The organism is Enterobacter cloacae complex sp. ECL411, from assembly GCF_021869665.1.
Lineage (GTDB): Bacteria > Pseudomonadota > Gammaproteobacteria > Enterobacterales > Enterobacteriaceae > Enterobacter > Enterobacter intestinihominis.
This window is the reverse complement of sequence record NZ_CP091486.1, coordinates 3,285,975-3,302,504: the sequence shown is the minus strand read 5'-3', so window position 1 is coordinate 3,302,504 and position 16,530 is coordinate 3,285,975. Positions and strand designations below refer to the sequence as shown.

Genomic DNA, 16,530 nt, shown 5'->3' with positions numbered 1-16,530 from the left:
ACAATGCCCGGCCATCGGGTTTTCTACCTCAGAGCATTAATCGCGGGTAGTTAACGCCGGTGATTCTGGTTAACAAAAGCGGTGCAATATGCAAGTTTTTATCATGCGTCACGGCGACGCGGCACTCGATGCCGCCAGTGACTCAGTACGTCCTTTAACCGTCTGTGGCTGCGACGAATCCCGTCAGATGGCGACATGGCTTAAAGGTCAAAAAGTGGACATTGAACGCGTTCTGGTGAGTCCGTTCCTGCGGGCAGAACAGACGCTGGATGTGGTAGGGGAGTGTATGAACCTGCCATCCAGTGTGGATGTTCTCCCTGAACTCACGCCGTGTGGCGATGTTGGCCTTGTCAGTGCTTACCTTCAGGCGCTGTGCAACGAAGGTGTCGCTTCCGCACTGGTCATTTCCCACCTGCCGCTGGTCGGCTATCTGGTATCTGAGCTGTGCCCGGGCGAAACGCCACCAATGTTCACAACGTCCGCCATTGCCAACGTCACCCTCGACGAAACCGGCAAAGGGGTCTTTAACTGGCAAATGAGTCCATGCAACCTGAAGATGGCTAAAGCCATCTGACGTGACGTGCGATATGGCGGGGTGCCGCGTGCCTCCCGCCATCCTGTCAGGGCAACTCTGGCGGCTGCCACTCCTCCACCTCAATCAATACCAGCAATGCGGCATCTCCGCCGTACTCTTTCGGTGCCTGATGAAAAGCCATCACGTGTGGATGCTGAGCCAGCCACAGCGGCGTCTGTTGTTTGAGAATATGTTTGCCGTGACCGTGCATCACGCAGGCGCAAAAAACATGCTCGCGTCGGCACGCCGCGATCAACGCCCCCAGCTCCTGCTTCGCCTGCATCTGGGTCAACCCATGCAGATCGAGGAACAGCTCCGGCGAGTAATCTCCCCGGCGTAATTTTTTCAGTTCAAAATGGCTGACGTCTTCGCGCACGTATTTCACCGCGCCCTGCGTATTTAGCAGCGGCTGAAACTCATCTGAAAAATAGTGGCTGTTATCGGCCTGCTCCTGAAGCAACCGTTTGACCGGAACCTCGCTGATTTTTTTACGCTGCGGGCGATGGACAATGGTGTCGTGCGTGATTTTACGCGTCCCGGTCATCAGCTGACGGAAGAGAGCCTGATCCTCCTCGCTGAGCGATGTTTTCTTTTTCATTCGTCATTCTCATCTCGTATTTCCGATAGTGTACCCGACTAAACGCATTTTTTAACCTCAAGCGACACGCGTCATTGCTGATTTATCGCCGTCTTCATGGCAAACTAGCCGCCGAAAATTATGCGAGCATGCCCTGGAGGAAAGAGTGGATAAAATTTTTGTCGATGAAGCAGTAAACGAGCTGCATACCATACAGGACATGTTGCGCTGGTCGGTTAGCCGCTTCAGCGCCGCCAATATCTGGTACGGTCACGGCACCGATAACCCGTGGGATGAGGCCGTTCAGCTGGTGCTGCCCTCTCTCTACCTGCCGCTGGATATTCCGGAAGACATGCGCACCGCGCGCCTGACCTCCAGTGAAAAACACCGCATCGTTGAGCGCGTGATCCGTCGCGTGAACGAGCGTATTCCGGTGGCTTACCTGACCAACAAAGCCTGGTTCTGCGGCCATGAGTTCTATGTTGATGAGCGTGTGCTGGTGCCGCGTTCGCCGATTGGCGAGCTGATCAACAACCACTTTGACGGCCTGATTAACCATCAGCCGCAGCACATACTTGATATGTGCACCGGCAGCGGCTGCATCGCGATTGCCTGCGCGTACGCCTTCCCGGAAGCGGAAGTGGACGCCGTCGATATCTCCACCGACGCGCTGGCCGTCACCGAACATAACATTGAAGAGCACGGCCTGATCCATCACGTCACGCCTATCCGCTCTGACCTGTTCCGCGACCTGCCGACGCTGCAATACGACCTGATCGTCACCAATCCACCGTACGTGGATGCCGAAGACATGTCCGATCTGCCGAACGAGTACCGTCACGAGCCGGAGCTGGGCCTGGCGTCAGGCTCTGACGGGCTGAAGCTGACCCGCCGCATCCTGGCCTGCGCGCCGGATTATCTGACCGACGATGGCGTTCTGATTTGTGAAGTGGGTAACAGCATGGTACATCTGATAGAGCAGTACCCGGATGTGCCGTTCACCTGGCTTGAGTTCGACAACGGCGGTGACGGCGTCTTTATGCTGACCAAAACGCAACTGCTTGATGCACGCGAATACTTCAGCATTTACAAAGATTAATCCAGCGGGCTTCGGCCCGTTTCACAACGCTCAAACACAAACAACAACATCGGAGCCGTGATGGCAGGAAACAGTATTGGACAGGTATTCCGTGTGACCACCTTTGGCGAGTCGCACGGTCTGGCACTGGGTTGTATCGTTGATGGCGTCCCGCCAGGCATCGAACTGACCGAAGCCGATTTACAGCATGACCTTGACCGTCGTCGTCCGGGTACCTCTCGCTACACCACGCAGCGTCGCGAGCCGGACCAGGTCAAAATTCTCTCCGGCGTTTTTGAAGGCCGTACCACCGGGACCAGCATTGGTCTGCTGATTGAAAACACCGATCAGCGCTCCCAGGACTACGGCGCGATTAAAGACGTCTTCCGTCCGGGCCACGCCGACTATACCTACGAACAAAAATATGGCTTTCGCGACTATCGCGGCGGCGGACGTTCTTCCGCGCGTGAAACCGCGATGCGCGTGGCGGCAGGTGCGATTGCCAAAAAATATCTCCAGCAGAAATTCGGCATCGTTATCCGGGGCTGTCTGACCCAGATGGGCGACATTCCGCTGGCAATCAAAGACTGGGATCAGGTAGAACTTAACCCGTTCTTCTGCGCCGATGCCGACAAGCTGGACGCGCTGGACGAGCTGATGCGTGGCCTGAAAAAAGAGGGCGACTCCATTGGTGCGAAAGTCACCGTGGTGGCCGACGGTGTGCCGGCTGGCTGGGGCGAGCCGGTATTTGACCGCCTCGACGCTGACATCGCCCACGCGCTGATGAGCATCAACGCGGTGAAAGGCGTTGAAATCGGCGACGGTTTTGACGTGGTTAAGCTTCGCGGCAGCCAGAACCGCGACGAAATCACGAAGGCGGGTTTCCAGAGCAACCATGCGGGCGGCATTCTGGGCGGCATCAGCAGCGGGCAGCAAATTATTGCCAATATCGCGCTGAAGCCAACGTCCAGCATTACCGTGCCGGGCCACACGATTAACCGCTCAGGCGATGAAGTAGAGATGATCACCAAAGGGCGGCACGATCCATGCGTGGGGATCCGCGCGGTACCGATCGCAGAAGCGATGCTGGCGATCGTGCTGATGGATCACTTCCTGCGCCAGCGCGCGCAGAATGCGGATGTGTCGACCACCATTCCACGCTGGTAACTATGAAAAAAACCGCAATCGCTCTGCTGGCGTTGCTGGCCAGTGGAGCAAGCCTGGCCGCCACGCCGTGGCAGAAAATCACCCACCCGGTAGCGGGAAGCGCGCAGTCCATTGGCGCTTTCTCCAACGGGTGTATCGTCGGCGCGCAGGAACTTCCGCTGCAGTCGGACACCTATCAGGTGATGCGCACCGACCAGCGCCGTTACTTCGGCCATCCTGACCTGGTGCTGTTTATTCAGCGTCTTGGCAACCAGGTGCATAACCTGGGGCTGGGGACGATGCTGATTGGCGATATGGGGATGCCTGCAGGTGGTCGCTTCAACGGCGGTCACGCCAGCCACCAGACCGGACTGGATGTGGACATCTTCCTGCAACTGCCGAAAACGCGCTGGAGCTCAGCGCAGCTGCTGAAACCGCAGGCGCTGGATCTGGTCTCGGCCGACGGTAAACGGGTCGTGGCCTCGCGCTGGTCGCCGGAAATTTCCAGCATGATTAAGCTGGCGGCAGAGGATAACGACGTCACACGGATCTTTGTTAACCCGGCCATCAAGCAGCAGCTTTGCCTGGATGCGGGAACGGATCGCGACTGGCTGCGTAAAGTGCGCCCATGGTTCCAGCACCGGGCGCATATGCATGTTCGCCTGCGCTGCCCGGCGAACAGCCTGGAATGTGAAGATCAGCCGCTGCCACCGCCTGGCGATGGTTGTGGTTACGAACTGCAAAGCTGGTTTGAACCGGCCAAGCCTGGAACCTCTAAGCCTGAGAAGAAGACACCGCCTCCGTTGCCGCCTTCCTGCCAGGCGCTACTGGATGAGCATGTACTTTAATGGATAATTTCGTCGATCTGTTTATGGTGTCACCGCTGCTGCTGGCGGTGCTCTTTTTTGTTGCGATGTTAGCCGGATTTATCGATGCCCTGGCGGGCGGTGGCGGGTTGCTCACCGTTCCGGCGCTGCTGGCGGCAGGCATGAGCCCTGCCCAGGCGCTTGCCACCAACAAACTCCAGGCATGCGGCGGTTCGCTCTCCTCATCGCTCTACTTTGTTCGGCGCAAAGTGGTGAATCTTGCCGATCAGAAGCTCAATATCCTGATGACGTTTATTGGCTCGACGGCGGGCGCGCTGCTGGTCCAGCACGTACAGTCCGACATTCTGCGCCAGATCCTGCCGATTCTGGTTATCTGTATTGGCCTCTATTTCTTACTGATGCCAAAGCTCGGCGAGGAAGACCGGGCGCGGCGACTGCACGGCCTGCCGTTTGCGCTGATTGCCGGTGGCTGCGTCGGTTTTTACGACGGCTTCTTTGGTCCGGGGGCAGGCTCGTTTTACGCGCTGGCATTCGTGACGCTGGCCGGGTTCAACCTCGCCAAATCCACCGCCCACGCCAAAGTCCTCAACGCAACCTCCAACGTTGGCGGTCTGCTGCTGTTTATCATTGGCGGCAAGGTTATCTGGGCTACCGGATTTGTGATGATGGCGGGGCAGTTTTTGGGCGCGCGCGCAGGCTCGCGTCTGGTATTAAGCAAAGGGCAAAAGCTGATCCGCCCGATGATTGTTGTTGTCTCGGCGGTGATGAGCGCCAAACTTCTTTATGACAGCCATGGACAGGAGATCCTCACCTGGTTGGGGATGAACTAATGAACAGTACGCATAAATACGAACAGCTGATTGAGATCTTCGACAGCTGTTTTGCTGATGATTTTAATACCCGTCTGATTAAAGGCGACGACGAACCGATCTATCTTCCTGCTGATGACCAGGTTTCATACAACCGCATCGTCTTTGCCCACGGCTTTTACGCCAGCGGTTTGCACGAGATTTCGCACTGGTGCATCGCGGGGAAAGCGCGTCGCGAGCTGGTGGACTTTGGTTACTGGTACTGCCCGGACGGGCGCGACGCCGCCACCCAGGGGCAGTTCGAAGATGTGGAGGTGAAACCGCAGGCGCTGGAGTGGCTGTTCTGCGTGGCGGCGGGTTTCCCGTTCAACGTCAGCTGTGACAACCTTGAAGGCGACTTCGAGCCAGACCGTATCGTCTTCCAGCGCCGCGTGCATGCGCAGGTGATGGAATATCTTGAGAAAGGCATCCCGGAACGTCCGGCACGCCTGATCGAGGCTTTACAAAATTATTACCATACGCCGGAGATCACGGCGGAATGCTTCCCGTGGCCGGAAGATTTATAACAGAGGAAAGAAGATGATCGCAGAATTTGAATCACGCATTCTGGCGTTAATTGATGACATGGTGGAACACGCCAGCGATGATGAGCTGTTCGCCAGCGGTTATCTGCGTGGTCACCTGACGCTGGCGGTAGCCGCGCTGGAAGCAGGGGACGATCACTCTGCCGACGCCGTTCACGCGGAAGTTACTCGCAGCCTTGAAAAAGCCATTCTGGCCGGGGAACTGTCTCCACGCGACCAGTCTTTAGTGCTGGGCATGTGGGACAATTTGTTCCAGCAGGCTAAACGCTAAGTTGCCGCCTTCTCTTCCCTCTCCCTTTTGGGGAGAGGGCCAGGGTGAGGACACCAGACCGCGCCCTACTTAACCCTTTTCCCCTTCAGCAATTTCCGCACCCACAGTCGGTTCGGATTAAGCCCCGCGAGCGTAACCCTGTCCAGCGGAACCGGCTCATCGCTCATTTGCGCGGCTAGCACTTCAGCCAGCAATGGCGCGGAGCATAATCCCCGCGAGCCTAAGCCACCCAACATAAACAGTTCCGGATAAACGGGCGCACTTACCGCCGTTTCTTTGTTGTCTGTAAGATCCTGATAGACTTCAAGCGTGGCGTCATAGTCCGGCACGTTTCCCGCCATCGGCAGGTGATCGCGGGTCGCGCAGCGTACGCCGCAGCGCGCCTGACCCTCACTGACATCAACCTCTTTCGCCCACGACGCATTCGGGAAACAGTCGAGCAGGCGCTGGCGGTTTTGCTGCTGATCCGCTTCGCTGTACTGAATATCTGTTTCACCGCGATGATAGCTGGCACCGATGCAGTGATGGCCGTTGGACGGATTTTGCGGCGTCGCGTAGCCGTCGTAACACAGCACCTGACGCAGTTTGCTCAGTTCGGGCGCGGTCGGGATATGGCTCACCTGGCCGCCGACTGGATAAACCGGCAATGACGCTGTCTGGGTAAACTGAGTGATGTGATGTCCGTTGGCCAGCACAACGCTGGCATGCTGCGACGCTTTGCCGTCAGCAAAACGCAGTTCCCAGTGCGCTGTGCGACTAAGCGATTCAACCTTGTGGGCATAATGCACTGTCAACCCACGCGACTGCCCGAGGGCTATCGCCGCAGAAGTCAGTTCAGCCGGACACAGCCAGCCGCCGAGTGGATACTGAATTCCGCCGCAGCCGGTGTCGACGCCAGCGGTCTCAGCAACCTGCTGAGCCGTCACTGCATGGGCGATGGTTTCCGGCAGCCCCAGCGACAGCATTTGGGTGATTTTCTGTTGGCTCTTCTCATCCCAGCCCAACTGCGTCACACCGCACCAGTCGTGGTCGAACGCAACCGGCAGGCTATCGTAAAGGCGACGAGCAAACGTAAACGCAGCCGGGAAGAACTGGAACAGTGCTGGATCGTGTGAACTTAATAAGGGATAAAGCGCGCCCTGACGGTTGCCTGATGCACCCATCGCCGGTGCCTCGTCAGCGCAGTAGAGCGTCACCTGCCAGCCACGGTGCAGCAGAGCCAGTGAGAGCAGGGCGCTGGCAATACCTCCGCCCACAATGGCGACCTCACGCGACGCACTGGGGCGGCGAGCAAACCAGGGTGCCTGTGCCGGGATCGCCAGATCCTGCTCCATCACCCCCACCAGCATGTCGCGTTTGCGGCCAAAGCCTTTGGTTTTCCGCATGGTAAACCCCGCCTCCTGCAACCCACGGCGGACAAAGCCCGCCGAGGTGAAGGTGGCAAGCGTCGCGCCCGGGCGTGCCAGACGTGCCATTGCGCTGAACAGGTGCGGACTCCACATGTCAGGGTTTTTGGCGGGCGCAAAACCGTCCAGGAACCAGGCGTCCACTTTCTGATGCATTGAGTCATCGAGCTTATCGGTCAGGTCGTTAATGTCGCCAAGCCACAGGTCGAGCGTGACGCGTCCGTCGTCCAGACTCAGACGATGACAGCCGCCGATAGCCGGTGGCCACTGGGCCTGAAGCTGTTCCGCCCAGTGGGCAAGCTCCGGCCAGCGCTGATGGGCAAGCCGCAGATCGTGCGCGGTAAGCGGAAATTTTTCAAAACTGATGAAATGTAATCTTTGTAAGGTAGCTTCGGGGTGTACAGCGCGAAACTGATCGAAGGCCTGCCAGAGGGTCAAAAAATTCAGCCCGGTGCCGAAACCGCTCTCCGCGACGACAAACAGGCTGCGCGGATGCTCAGGGAAGCGGGTGCTGAGATGATTTCCTTCGAGGAAGACATAGCGCGTCTCTTCCAGTCCGTTATCATTAGAAAAGTAGACGTCATCAAAATCTCGGGAAACAGGTGTACCCTCAGCGTTGAATTCGAGGTTGGCAGGTTGTATGGCGTTTTGTTTCACGTAAGTTACTCGTCCGACAGGCAGTGGCACGATCTTAGCGATGTGAGCCCATCGGTGCAAATTTCCACAGAAAATCGCTGATCGGACTTGTTCGGCGTACAAGTGTACGCTATTGTGCGACTCGAAACTTTTTATAGTGCGACTTACAGAGGTATTGAATGAAACGTGCAGTGATTACTGGCCTGGGCATCGTTTCCAGCATCGGTAATAACCAGCAGGAAGTCCTGGCATCTCTGCGTGAAGGACGCTCCGGGATCACTTTCTCTGAAGAGTTTAAAGATTCTGGAATGCGTAGCCACGTATGGGGTAACGTTAAACTGGATACCACCGGTTTAATTGACCGTAAAGTGGTTCGTTTCATGAACGATGCCTCTATCTACGCCTATCTTTCCATGCAGGAAGCGATCAAGGATTCTGGTCTGAGCGAAGACGCTTACCAGAACAACCCACGCGTGGGCCTGATTGCAGGCTCCGGCGGTTCCTCTAAAGCTCAGGTGTTCGGTGCTGACGCCATGCGCAGCCCGCGCGGCCTGAAAGCGGTTGGTCCATATGTTGTGACCAAAGCCATGGGTTCAGCGGTTTCCGCGTGCCTGGCAACGCCGTTCAAAATCCACGGTGTGAACTACTCCATCAGCTCCGCATGTGCGACCTCCGCACACTGTATCGGTAATGCGGTTGAGCAGATCCAGCTGGGCAAACAGGACATCGTATTTGCTGGCGGCGGCGAAGAGCTGGGCTGGGAAATGGCCTGTGAGTTCGACGCGATGGGCGCACTGTCCACCAAATACAACGAAACGCCAGACAAAGCATCCCGTACCTATGATGCACACCGCGACGGTTTTGTTATCGCTGGCGGCGGCGGTATGGTTGTGGTTGAAGAGCTGGAACACGCGCTGGCGCGTGGCGCGCACATCTACGCTGAGATCGTGGGCTACGGCGCAACGTCTGACGGCGCTGACATGGTTGCTCCATCCGGCGAAGGCGCGGTGCGCTGCATGAAGATGGCGATGCACGGCGTTGATACCCCAATCGACTACCTGAACTCTCACGGCACCTCAACGCCGGTAGGTGACGTGAAAGAGCTGGGTGCGATCCGTGAAGTGTTCGGCGACAACAGTCCGGCTATCTCTGCAACCAAAGCCATGACCGGTCACTCTCTGGGCGCGGCGGGCGTGCAGGAAGCGATCTACTCTCTGCTGATGCTGGAAAACGGCTTTATCGCGCCAAGCATCAACATCGACGAGATGGACGAGCAGGCGGCAGGCCTGAACATCGTGACCGAAACCACCGAACGTGAGCTGACGACCGTTATGTCCAACAGCTTCGGTTTCGGCGGCACCAACGCCACGCTGGTGATGCGTAAGCTGAAAGCGTAACCGTTTGAAGATATAGTAGAAGGGAGCCACGCGGCTCCCTTTTTTTATGCCTGAACACGGAGTTATGCATGACGGCTGTTACCCCTGAGAAGAGCGCTCCTTCCGGGAACCTTTCCCTTTTCCGCATCGCCTTTGCGGTGTTTCTGACCTACATGACCGTTGGTCTGCCGCTGCCGGTGATCCCCTTGTTCGTTCACCAGGAGCTGGGCTATGGCAACACCATGGTCGGTATTGCGGTGGGCATTCAGTTTTTAGCGACGGTTTTAACCCGGGGCTACGCCGGTCGCCTGGCGGATCAGCACGGCGCAAAACGCTCGGCGTTGCAGGGCATGTTTGCCTGCGGGCTGGCGGGGGGAGCCTGGCTGCTGGCGGCGCTGTTGCCGATAGATGCAGCGTATAAATTCGCGCTGCTGGTGGCGGGGCGCCTGATCCTCGGCTTTGGCGAAAGCCAGCTGCTGACCGGCACCCTGACCTGGGGAATGGGGCTGGTGGGACCTGCGCGTTCCGGAAAAGTGATGTCCTGGAACGGGATGGCGATTTACGGCGCGCTGGCGGCAGGCGCACCACTGGGGCTGCTGATCCACAGCCAGTTTGGTTTTGCGGCGTTGGCAGGCACCACCATGGTATTACCGCTGCTGGCGTGGGCGTTTAACGGTTCGGTGCGTAAGGTGCCCGCCCATAAAGGCGAGCGTCCTTCGCTGTGGAGCGTGGTGGCGCAAATCTGGCAACCGGGGCTTGGGCTGGCGCTTCAGGGGGTAGGCTTCGCGGTTATTGGTACCTTTGTCTCCCTCTATTTCATGAGCCGCGGCTGGGCGATGGCGGGCTTTACGCTGACGGCTTTTGGCGGCGCGTTTGTGTTGATGCGCGTGCTGTTTGGCTGGATGCCGGATCGCTTTGGCGGCGTGAAGGTGGCGGTGGCGTCATTGGTCATTGAGACCGTGGGTCTGGTACTGCTCTGGCAGGCGCCGTCCGCATCCGTTGCGCTGCTGGGTGCGGCGTTAACCGGCTGCGGCTGCTCACTGATCTTCCCGGCGCTGGGCGTTGAAGTGGTTAAGCGCGTGGCTCCGCAGGTGCGCGGCACGGCGCTGGGCGGCTATGCGGCGTTTCAGGATATCTCTTACGGCATCACCGGGCCGCTGGCGGGGCTGCTTGCAACGTCGTTTGGCTATCCTTCCGTATTTCTCGCCGGTGCGGTGTCAGCGGTGGTGGGGATTGTGGTGACGCTGGTGGCGTTTCGCAGGTCGTAGTTTTTGCCCGGTGGCGCTCCGCTTACCGGGCCTACAACCGCGCGAACCGTAGGCCGGGTAAGGCGTAGCCGCCACCCGGCAGTTTTAAGCAACCAGCCAGAAAATCGCCAGCGCAATCAGCAACGCGATAAACATCAATCCCGGACGGGCAGAAAGCGTTTTGAACGTGTCAACAACGGGGGCAAACAGCGGGTTGTAGATCGGCTGAATGTTTCTTACCTCCGGTACACCGCCTTCCCGCTCGGCGCGGCGAACGAAGATCTGATTCAGTAAATCCTGTACCTGCGCGGTGGTCAGCACCGTTTGCGGTGTCGCCTGCCAGCTCTGCTGGGCGTAATCCCGGATCATATCGAACTCGTGCGGTTCCAGCGGTTGTTTCAGTGCCGCCTGTACGCTGTGCAGGGTCGGAGTGCTCTGGGTGCTGAGCGTCTGACGCGCCTGGAGCCAGGTGACCAGATGGGTAAACTGTTTTGCCGGGATCATCTCGCCCGCTTTCACACCGGAAAGTTCCAGCATAGATTGCCAGATAAGCTTTGTCGGTTCGCCGGTGGCGGCAGCCAGCTTAGTGACCATCTGCTTGAGCGTATTATGCTCCGCAGGCTGCAATGGCCGCTCTGTAGACGGGCGCTGTTGCGGCTGCGGGATAGAAAGCTGATTGCTTTGCAGCAGGGTCAACACGGTTTTCAGCTGTTCCGGCGAAAGCTGGCTCAGGGCGGTATTACCGTACTGTTGACGGATAAAATCACTCACTGCCTGACGATTATTCCCCTGGCCCAATAGCTCGGTCAGCTGCGAGATAATCTGGCGGGTAGTATGTTGCTGCTGTGCGCTGGTAAGACGCTGGTTCAGGTTTTGTTCGGCGGCAGGGAAATGGCGCGACTGTAGCGGCGCATCGTTTCTGACGCCCAAATCGTGCTTAACGCCGGCCCATACCTCTGCGTTTTGCTGTGAGGTCAACGCAATAAGACGCGTGATAAGACGCTCCAGTACGGTGCGTTGCTGCGTGGAGAGCGGTTGTTCGCCTGGCGTGTTGGGCGTTACGGGGCCTTCACCCGGAGGGCGCGGAGGCGTACCTGAAATGGGCTGCATCGTCAAAAATCCTTAAAGTCAAACTCTGCGTAACCGGGCGGAGATATATGCCCGGCGGCGAGATTATGGCACACTTGGCAGGTTTACTTCCTCTCAAACAGGTACTCAGACGTGAAAATCCTCGTTGATGAAAATATGCCTTACGCCCGTGAGCTGTTCAGCCGCCTGGGTGAGGTTAAGGCTGTCCCTGGTCGCCCGATTCCGGTCAGCGAACTGGACGATGCAGACGCCCTGATGGTGCGCTCGGTGACCAAAGTAAATGAGGCGCTGCTCACCGGCAAAGGGGTTAAATTTGTCGGGACGGCAACGGCCGGGACCGATCATGTGGATGACCAGTGGCTTAAGCAGGCGGGGATTGGTTTTTCTGCGGCACCAGGCTGTAACGCCATTGCCGTCGTGGAATATGTATTCTCCTCGCTATTGATGCTGGCCGAGCGCGATGGTTTTGCGCTGAAAGACCGCACCGTCGGGATTGTGGGTGTGGGCAACGTGGGCGGACGTCTGCAAAAGCGTCTGGAAGCCTGGGGCATCCGCACTCTGCTGTGCGATCCGCCGCGTAAGGATAACGGCGATGAGGGCGATTTCCGCACGCTGGATGAGCTGGTCGACGAGTGCGACGTCATCACCTTCCATACGCCGCTCTTTAAAGAAGGGCCGTACAAGACTCTGCACCTGGCCGACGAAAAGCTGATCCGCCGTCTGAAGGCTGGCACTATTCTGATAAATGCCTGCCGGGGACCGGTGGTGGATAACGCGGCGCTGCTGACATGTCTCGACGAGGGTCAAGATCTTAGCGTCGTACTGGACGTCTGGGAGCCAGAGCCGGATCTCAACGTCGCATTGCTGAATAAGGTGGACGTGGGTACCGCACATATCGCGGGTTATACCCTTGAAGGCAAAGCGCGTGGCACAACCCAGGTGTTTGAGGCTTACAGCGCCTTTATCGGCCATCCGCAGCAGGTCGCGCTGGATACGCTGCTGCCTGCCCCGGAATTTGGTCGCATTACCCTTCATGGACCGCTGGATGAGGCAACGCTGAAAAGACTGGTGCATTTGGTGTATGATGTGCGCCGCGATGACGCGCTGCTGCGTAAAGTGGCGGGTATTCCGGGTGAGTTTGACAAGCTGCGCAAAAATTACCTTGAGCGCCGCGAGTGGTCCTCCCTGTATGTGATGTGCGATGACGCCCCCGCGGCGGCGCTGTTGCATCAGCTGGGATTTAACGCCGTTCACCACCCGGCACGTTAATGTCTTCTTAATGCTCCCTGTCGGATATTCCGGCAGGGACGCTTTTTTATTTCTGGAGTAAACCACCATGTCTGAAGGCTGGAACATTGCCATTTTGGGTGCCACTGGCGCCGTGGGCGAAGCCCTGCTTGAAACCCTTGCTGAGCGTCAGTTCCCGGTGGGCGACATTTACGCGCTGGCGCGTACCGACAGCGCAGGAGAACATCTGCGTTTCGGCGGGAAATCCGTGATGGTGCAGGATGCCGCCGCGTTTGACTGGACACAGGCTCAGCTGGCGTTTTTTGCCGCAGGTGCGGAAGCCACGGCATCCTACATTGAAGAAGCGACCAATTCAGGCTGTCTGGTGATCGACCTGAGCGGCCTGTTCTCCCTGGAGCCGGATGTGCCGCTGGTGGTGCCGGACGTCAACCCGTTTGTGCTGGCTGACTACCGCAACCGCAATATCATTGCAGTACCGAACAGCCTCACCAGCCAGCTGCTGACCGCGCTGAAGCCGCTGATCGACGACGGTGGCCTGTCGCGTATTTCCGTGACCAGCCTGCTGTCAGCCTCCGCTAACGGCAAAAAAGCCGTAGACGCACTGGCAGGGCAGAGCGCGAAGCTGCTGAACGGTATCCCGATCGACGAAGATGATTTCTTTGGCCGCCAGCTGGCGTTCAACATGCTGCCGCTGCTGCCGGATCGTGAAGGTTCGGTGCGGGAAGAGCGTCGTATCGTCGATGAAGCACGCAAAATTCTGCAGGATGACGGTCTGATGATCTCCGCGAACGTCGTGCAGTCTCCGGTCTTTTACGGCCACGCGCAGATGGTCGGGTTTGAAGCCCTGCGTCCGCTGGCGGCTGAAGAAGCCCGCGACGCGTTTGGCCGCGGAGAGGACCTTGTCCTGTCCGAAGAGAGTGAATTCCCGACGCAGGTGGGCGACGCTACCGGCAGCGCGCATCTCTCTGTGGGCTGCGTGCGTAACGATTACGGTATGCCTGAGCAGGTGCAGTTCTGGTCCGTTGCCGACAACGTGCGTTTTGGCGGCGCGCTGATGGCGGTCAAAATCGCGGAAAAACTGGTGCAGGAGTATCTGTACTGATGTCAGATGTGGAACAAAAGCCGGTCCACAGAATTGCCCTCGGCATTGAATACGATGGCAGTAAATACTATGGCTGGCAGCGGCAGAATGAGGTGCGCAGCGTCCAGGAGAAGCTGGAGAAAGCGCTCTCTCAGGTGGCGAATGAACCGATAAGCGTCTTCTGTGCGGGCCGCACCGATGCCGGCGTTCACGGCACGGGACAGGTAGTGCATTTTGACACCACCGCCGTGCGCAAAGACGCGGCCTGGACGCTGGGTGTAAATGCGAATTTGCCTGGTGACATTGCCGTGCGTTGGGTGAAAGCTGTGCCGGATGATTTTCACGCGCGTTTCAGCGCGACGGCGCGGCGCTACCGTTATGTCATCTACAACCAGCGCCTGCGCCCGGCGGTGTTAAGCCAGGGCGTGACGCATTTTTATGAACCGCTGGATGCAGAACGTATGCAGCGTGCGGCGCAGTGTCTGATTGGAGAGAATGATTTTACGTCGTTTCGTGCGGTGCAGTGTCAGTCCCGTACGCCGTGGCGTAACGTCATGCACATTAACGTCAGTCGTTATGGCGCATATGTGGTGGTGGATATCAAAGCCAATGCCTTTGTACATCATATGGTGCGGAATATTGTAGGCAGCCTGATGGAAGTGGGCGCCGGACACCAGCCGGAGAGCTGGATTGCAGAACTGCTGGCAGCGAAGGACAGAACGCTTGCGGCAGCAACGGCGAAAGCGGAAGGTCTGTATCTGGTTTCGGTGGATTATCCGGACCGGTTCGACCTGCCAAAACCGCCAATGGGCCCGCTGTTTTTAGCGGACTAAACAAAGGCGCAATTAGGGCTTAGACAATATGGACGTAATACGTTTTCTGATTGATTTCATCCTGCACATTGATGTTCACCTGGCGGAGCTGGTCGCGCAGTACGGCGTCTGGGTATACGCCATTCTGTTCCTCATTCTGTTCTGTGAAACCGGCCTTGTGGTTACGCCGTTCCTGCCGGGAGATTCACTGCTGTTCGTGGCGGGCGCGTTATCCGCACTGCCAACGAATGACCTGAATGTCCATCTGATGGTCGTCCTGATGATCATCGCCGCGATTATTGGTGATGCGGTCAACTACACTATCGGGCGGGTGTTTGGCGAGCGGTTGTTCAGTAATCCGGACTCGAAGATTTTCCGCCGCAGTTATTTAGATAAGACCCATGCGTTCTATGAGCGCCATGGCGGTAAAACCATTATCCTTGCCCGTTTTGTGCCTATTGTGCGCACATTTGCACCGTTTGTGGCGGGAATGGGTCACATGTCCTATCGTCATTTTGCCATGTACAACGTGGTGGGCGCGCTGCTGTGGGTACTGCTGTTTACCTATGCGGGCTACCTGTTTGGCGATCTGCCGGTGGTTCAGGAAAACCTTAAGTTACTGATTGTAGCGATTATTGTGCTTTCCGTTCTGCCGGGTGTGATCGAAATTATTCGTCACAAACGCGCGGCGGCAAAACAAGCGAAGTAAATGCACGCTGGCGGTTCGACCACTTTTTTATCCAAAGTTTCGGGCTGTTATGTTTTAATGTGCAACATTCATGGTCTGTTGGAGGCAAAAATGGCATTATTCGCCTCTTACAGCAAAACTGGCATACGACCAGGTTCAGGCAGAAAGGTTATCAATGAGCTGGATTGAACGAATTAAAAGCAACATTACCCCAACGCGTAAAGCGAGCATTCCTGAAGGGGTATGGACGAAGTGTGATAGCTGCGGCCAGGTTCTGTATCGCGCAGAGCTGGAACGCAATCTTGAGGTGTGTCCGAAGTGTGACCACCATATGCGTATGTCGGCGCGCAACCGCCTGCATAGCCTGCTGGACGAAGGTTCTCTGGTAGAACTGGGCAGCGAACTGGAGCCAAAAGATGTGCTTAAGTTCCGCGACTCCAAAAAATACAAAGATCGTCTGGCCTCTGCACAGAAAGAGACCGGCGAGAAAGACGCGCTGATCGTCATGAAAGGCACCCTGCATGAGATGCCGGTGGTTGCCGCCGCGTTTGAGTTCGCCTTTATGGGCGGTTCAATGGGCTCTGTGGTTGGTGCGCGTTTCGTGCGTGCCGTTGAGCAGGCGCTGGAAGACAACTGCCCGCTGATCTGCTTCTCTGCCTCCGGTGGCGCACGAATGCAGGAAGCGCTGATGTCCCTGATGCAGATGGCGAAAACCTCTGCCGCGCTGGCGAAAATGCAGGAGCGCGGTCTGCCGTACATCTCGGTACTGACCGACCCAACCATGGGCGGCGTTTCTGCAAGCTTCGCGATGCTGGGCGACCTGAACATCGCTGAGCCAAAAGCGCTGATCGGCTTTGCCGGTCCTCGCGTTATCGAGCAGACCGTACGTGAGAAACTGCCGCCGGGCTTCCAGCGCAGTGAGTTCCTCATTGAGAAGGGTGCTATCGACATGATCGTCCGCCGCCCGGAGATGCGCCTCAAACTGGCAAGCGTCCTGGCGAAGCTGATGAATCTGCCGTCGCCGAGCCCGGACGAGCCGCGCGAAGGCGTGGTGGTACCGGATCAGGAACCCGAGGCCTGA

General features: G+C 57.6%; 17 protein-coding genes. 14 read left to right on the top strand and 3 right to left on the bottom strand.

What is annotated here, in order from left to right; all coding sequences use genetic code 11:
* Positions 1 to 88: 88 nt before the first annotated feature.
* Complete coding sequence (gene sixA, locus L3069_RS15660; protein ID WP_003861375.1) at positions 89 to 574, top strand: phosphohistidine phosphatase SixA; 486 nt, start codon at positions 89 to 91, stop codon at positions 572 to 574.
* A 46-nt stretch (positions 575 to 620) separates the two neighbouring features.
* Here sixA and smrB read toward each other — a convergent pair whose 3' ends face one another.
* Positions 621 to 1,172, bottom strand: a complete 552-nt coding sequence (gene smrB / locus L3069_RS15655; protein ID WP_022648866.1) for an endonuclease SmrB — start codon at positions 1,170 to 1,172, stop codon at positions 621 to 623.
* 145 nt (positions 1,173 to 1,317) lie between these two features.
* On the opposite strand from smrB, the gene prmB reads away from it, so the two are divergent.
* Genes prmB through L3069_RS15625 form a run of 6 tightly spaced genes read left to right on the top strand, consistent with a single transcriptional unit; the run spans position 1,318 to position 5,866 of the window.
* Positions 1,318 to 2,250, top strand: a complete 933-nt coding sequence (gene prmB / locus L3069_RS15650) for a 50S ribosomal protein L3 N(5)-glutamine methyltransferase (protein WP_022648865.1) — start codon at positions 1,318 to 1,320, stop codon at positions 2,248 to 2,250.
* 60 nt (positions 2,251 to 2,310) lie between these two features.
* The gene (aroC, locus tag L3069_RS15645; protein ID WP_022648864.1) at positions 2,311 to 3,396 is read left to right on the top strand and encodes a chorismate synthase; all 1,086 of its coding nucleotides are present in this window, start codon (positions 2,311 to 2,313) and stop codon (positions 3,394 to 3,396) included.
* A 2-nt stretch (positions 3,397 to 3,398) separates the two neighbouring features.
* Positions 3,399 to 4,223: a penicillin-insensitive murein endopeptidase gene (gene mepA, locus L3069_RS15640; protein WP_003861385.1), complete on the top strand. Its 825-nt coding sequence runs from the start codon at positions 3,399 to 3,401 to the stop codon at positions 4,221 to 4,223.
* The gene (locus L3069_RS15635) at positions 4,223 to 5,032 is read left to right on the top strand and encodes a sulfite exporter TauE/SafE family protein (RefSeq protein WP_022648863.1); all 810 of its coding nucleotides are present in this window, start codon (positions 4,223 to 4,225) and stop codon (positions 5,030 to 5,032) included. The genes mepA and L3069_RS15635 overlap by 1 nt, the downstream gene beginning before the upstream one ends.
* Complete coding sequence (locus L3069_RS15630; protein WP_023300646.1) at positions 5,032 to 5,577, top strand: elongation factor P hydroxylase; 546 nt, start codon at positions 5,032 to 5,034, stop codon at positions 5,575 to 5,577. Before L3069_RS15635 ends, L3069_RS15630 begins: the two co-directional genes overlap by 1 nt.
* 13 nt (positions 5,578 to 5,590) lie before the next feature.
* Complete coding sequence (locus tag L3069_RS15625) at positions 5,591 to 5,866, top strand: YfcL family protein (RefSeq protein WP_022648861.1); 276 nt, start codon at positions 5,591 to 5,593, stop codon at positions 5,864 to 5,866.
* 65 nt (positions 5,867 to 5,931) lie between these two features.
* On the opposite strand, the gene mnmC is transcribed toward L3069_RS15625, so the two are convergent.
* Positions 5,932 to 7,929 carry a bifunctional tRNA (5-methylaminomethyl-2-thiouridine)(34)-methyltransferase MnmD/FAD-dependent 5-carboxymethylaminomethyl-2-thiouridine(34) oxidoreductase MnmC gene (gene mnmC, locus L3069_RS15620; protein ID WP_038416464.1) on the bottom strand — a complete coding sequence of 666 codons (1,998 nt, stop codon included), beginning with the start codon at positions 7,927 to 7,929 and terminating at the stop codon, positions 5,932 to 5,934.
* A 158-nt stretch (positions 7,930 to 8,087) separates the two neighbouring features.
* Here mnmC and fabB point away from each other — a divergent pair, with 158 nt between their 5' ends.
* Together fabB and L3069_RS15610 are read left to right on the top strand one after the other, a co-directional pair.
* Complete coding sequence (fabB, locus tag L3069_RS15615) at positions 8,088 to 9,305, top strand: beta-ketoacyl-ACP synthase I (RefSeq protein WP_022648859.1); 1,218 nt, start codon at positions 8,088 to 8,090, stop codon at positions 9,303 to 9,305.
* Between the two features lie 68 nt (positions 9,306 to 9,373).
* Positions 9,374 to 10,552, top strand: a complete 1,179-nt coding sequence (locus L3069_RS15610; RefSeq protein ID WP_038416463.1) for an MFS transporter — start codon at positions 9,374 to 9,376, stop codon at positions 10,550 to 10,552.
* A gap of 84 nt (positions 10,553 to 10,636) precedes the next feature.
* Here the strand turns inward: L3069_RS15610 and flk are convergent, their stop codons facing one another.
* The gene (gene flk / locus L3069_RS15605; protein ID WP_100167845.1) at positions 10,637 to 11,641 is read right to left on the bottom strand and encodes a flagella biosynthesis regulator Flk; all 1,005 of its coding nucleotides are present in this window, start codon (positions 11,639 to 11,641) and stop codon (positions 10,637 to 10,639) included.
* 111 nt (positions 11,642 to 11,752) lie between these two features.
* Here flk and pdxB point away from each other — a divergent pair, with 111 nt between their 5' ends.
* The 5 genes from pdxB (at position 11,753) to accD (ending at position 16,530) form a co-directional block, all read left to right on the top strand.
* Entirely contained in the window at positions 11,753 to 12,889 is a 1,137-nt protein-coding gene (gene pdxB / locus L3069_RS15600; protein WP_023306650.1) for a 4-phosphoerythronate dehydrogenase PdxB, read from the top strand.
* A gap of 67 nt (positions 12,890 to 12,956) precedes the next feature.
* Positions 12,957 to 13,970, top strand: a complete 1,014-nt coding sequence (locus L3069_RS15595) for an aspartate-semialdehyde dehydrogenase (RefSeq protein ID WP_023306649.1) — start codon at positions 12,957 to 12,959, stop codon at positions 13,968 to 13,970.
* Entirely contained in the window at positions 13,970 to 14,782 is an 813-nt protein-coding gene (gene truA, locus L3069_RS15590; RefSeq protein WP_001286071.1) for a tRNA pseudouridine(38-40) synthase TruA, read from the top strand. Before L3069_RS15595 ends, truA begins: the two co-directional genes overlap by 1 nt.
* A 28-nt stretch (positions 14,783 to 14,810) precedes the next feature.
* Positions 14,811 to 15,470 carry a DedA family protein gene (locus tag L3069_RS15585; RefSeq protein WP_006811410.1) on the top strand — a complete coding sequence of 220 codons (660 nt, stop codon included), beginning with the start codon at positions 14,811 to 14,813 and terminating at the stop codon, positions 15,468 to 15,470.
* Positions 15,471 to 15,624: 154 nt separating this feature from the next.
* Positions 15,625 to 16,530, top strand: coding sequence for an acetyl-CoA carboxylase, carboxyltransferase subunit beta (gene accD, locus L3069_RS15580; RefSeq protein WP_022648854.1), 906 nt, complete (start codon positions 15,625 to 15,627; stop codon positions 16,528 to 16,530).

Bases quoted from the DNA above. Each gene is read 5' to 3' on its own strand.
- smrB (WP_022648866.1), bottom strand. From the start codon at position 1,172: ATGAAAAAGAAAACATCGCTCAGCGAGGAGGATCAGGCTCTCTTCCGT.
- sixA (WP_003861375.1), top strand. From the start codon at position 89: ATGCAAGTTTTTATCATGCGTCACGGCGACGCGGCACTCGATGCCGCC.
- truA (WP_001286071.1), top strand. From the start codon at position 13,970: ATGTCAGATGTGGAACAAAAGCCGGTCCACAGAATTGCCCTCGGCATT.
- mepA (WP_003861385.1), top strand. From the start codon at position 3,399: ATGAAAAAAACCGCAATCGCTCTGCTGGCGTTGCTGGCCAGTGGAGCA.
- L3069_RS15610 (WP_038416463.1), top strand. From the start codon at position 9,374: ATGACGGCTGTTACCCCTGAGAAGAGCGCTCCTTCCGGGAACCTTTCC.
- aroC (WP_022648864.1), top strand. From the start codon at position 2,311: ATGGCAGGAAACAGTATTGGACAGGTATTCCGTGTGACCACCTTTGGC.
- L3069_RS15595 (WP_023306649.1), top strand. From the start codon at position 12,957: ATGTCTGAAGGCTGGAACATTGCCATTTTGGGTGCCACTGGCGCCGTG.
- L3069_RS15635 (WP_022648863.1), top strand. From the start codon at position 4,223: ATGGATAATTTCGTCGATCTGTTTATGGTGTCACCGCTGCTGCTGGCG.
- fabB (WP_022648859.1), top strand. From the start codon at position 8,088: ATGAAACGTGCAGTGATTACTGGCCTGGGCATCGTTTCCAGCATCGGT.
- L3069_RS15625 (WP_022648861.1), top strand. From the start codon at position 5,591: ATGATCGCAGAATTTGAATCACGCATTCTGGCGTTAATTGATGACATG.
- flk (WP_100167845.1), bottom strand. From the start codon at position 11,641: ATGCAGCCCATTTCAGGTACGCCTCCGCGCCCTCCGGGTGAAGGCCCC.
- L3069_RS15630 (WP_023300646.1), top strand. From the start codon at position 5,032: ATGAACAGTACGCATAAATACGAACAGCTGATTGAGATCTTCGACAGC.
- accD (WP_022648854.1), top strand. From the start codon at position 15,625: ATGAGCTGGATTGAACGAATTAAAAGCAACATTACCCCAACGCGTAAA.
- L3069_RS15585 (WP_006811410.1), top strand. From the start codon at position 14,811: ATGGACGTAATACGTTTTCTGATTGATTTCATCCTGCACATTGATGTT.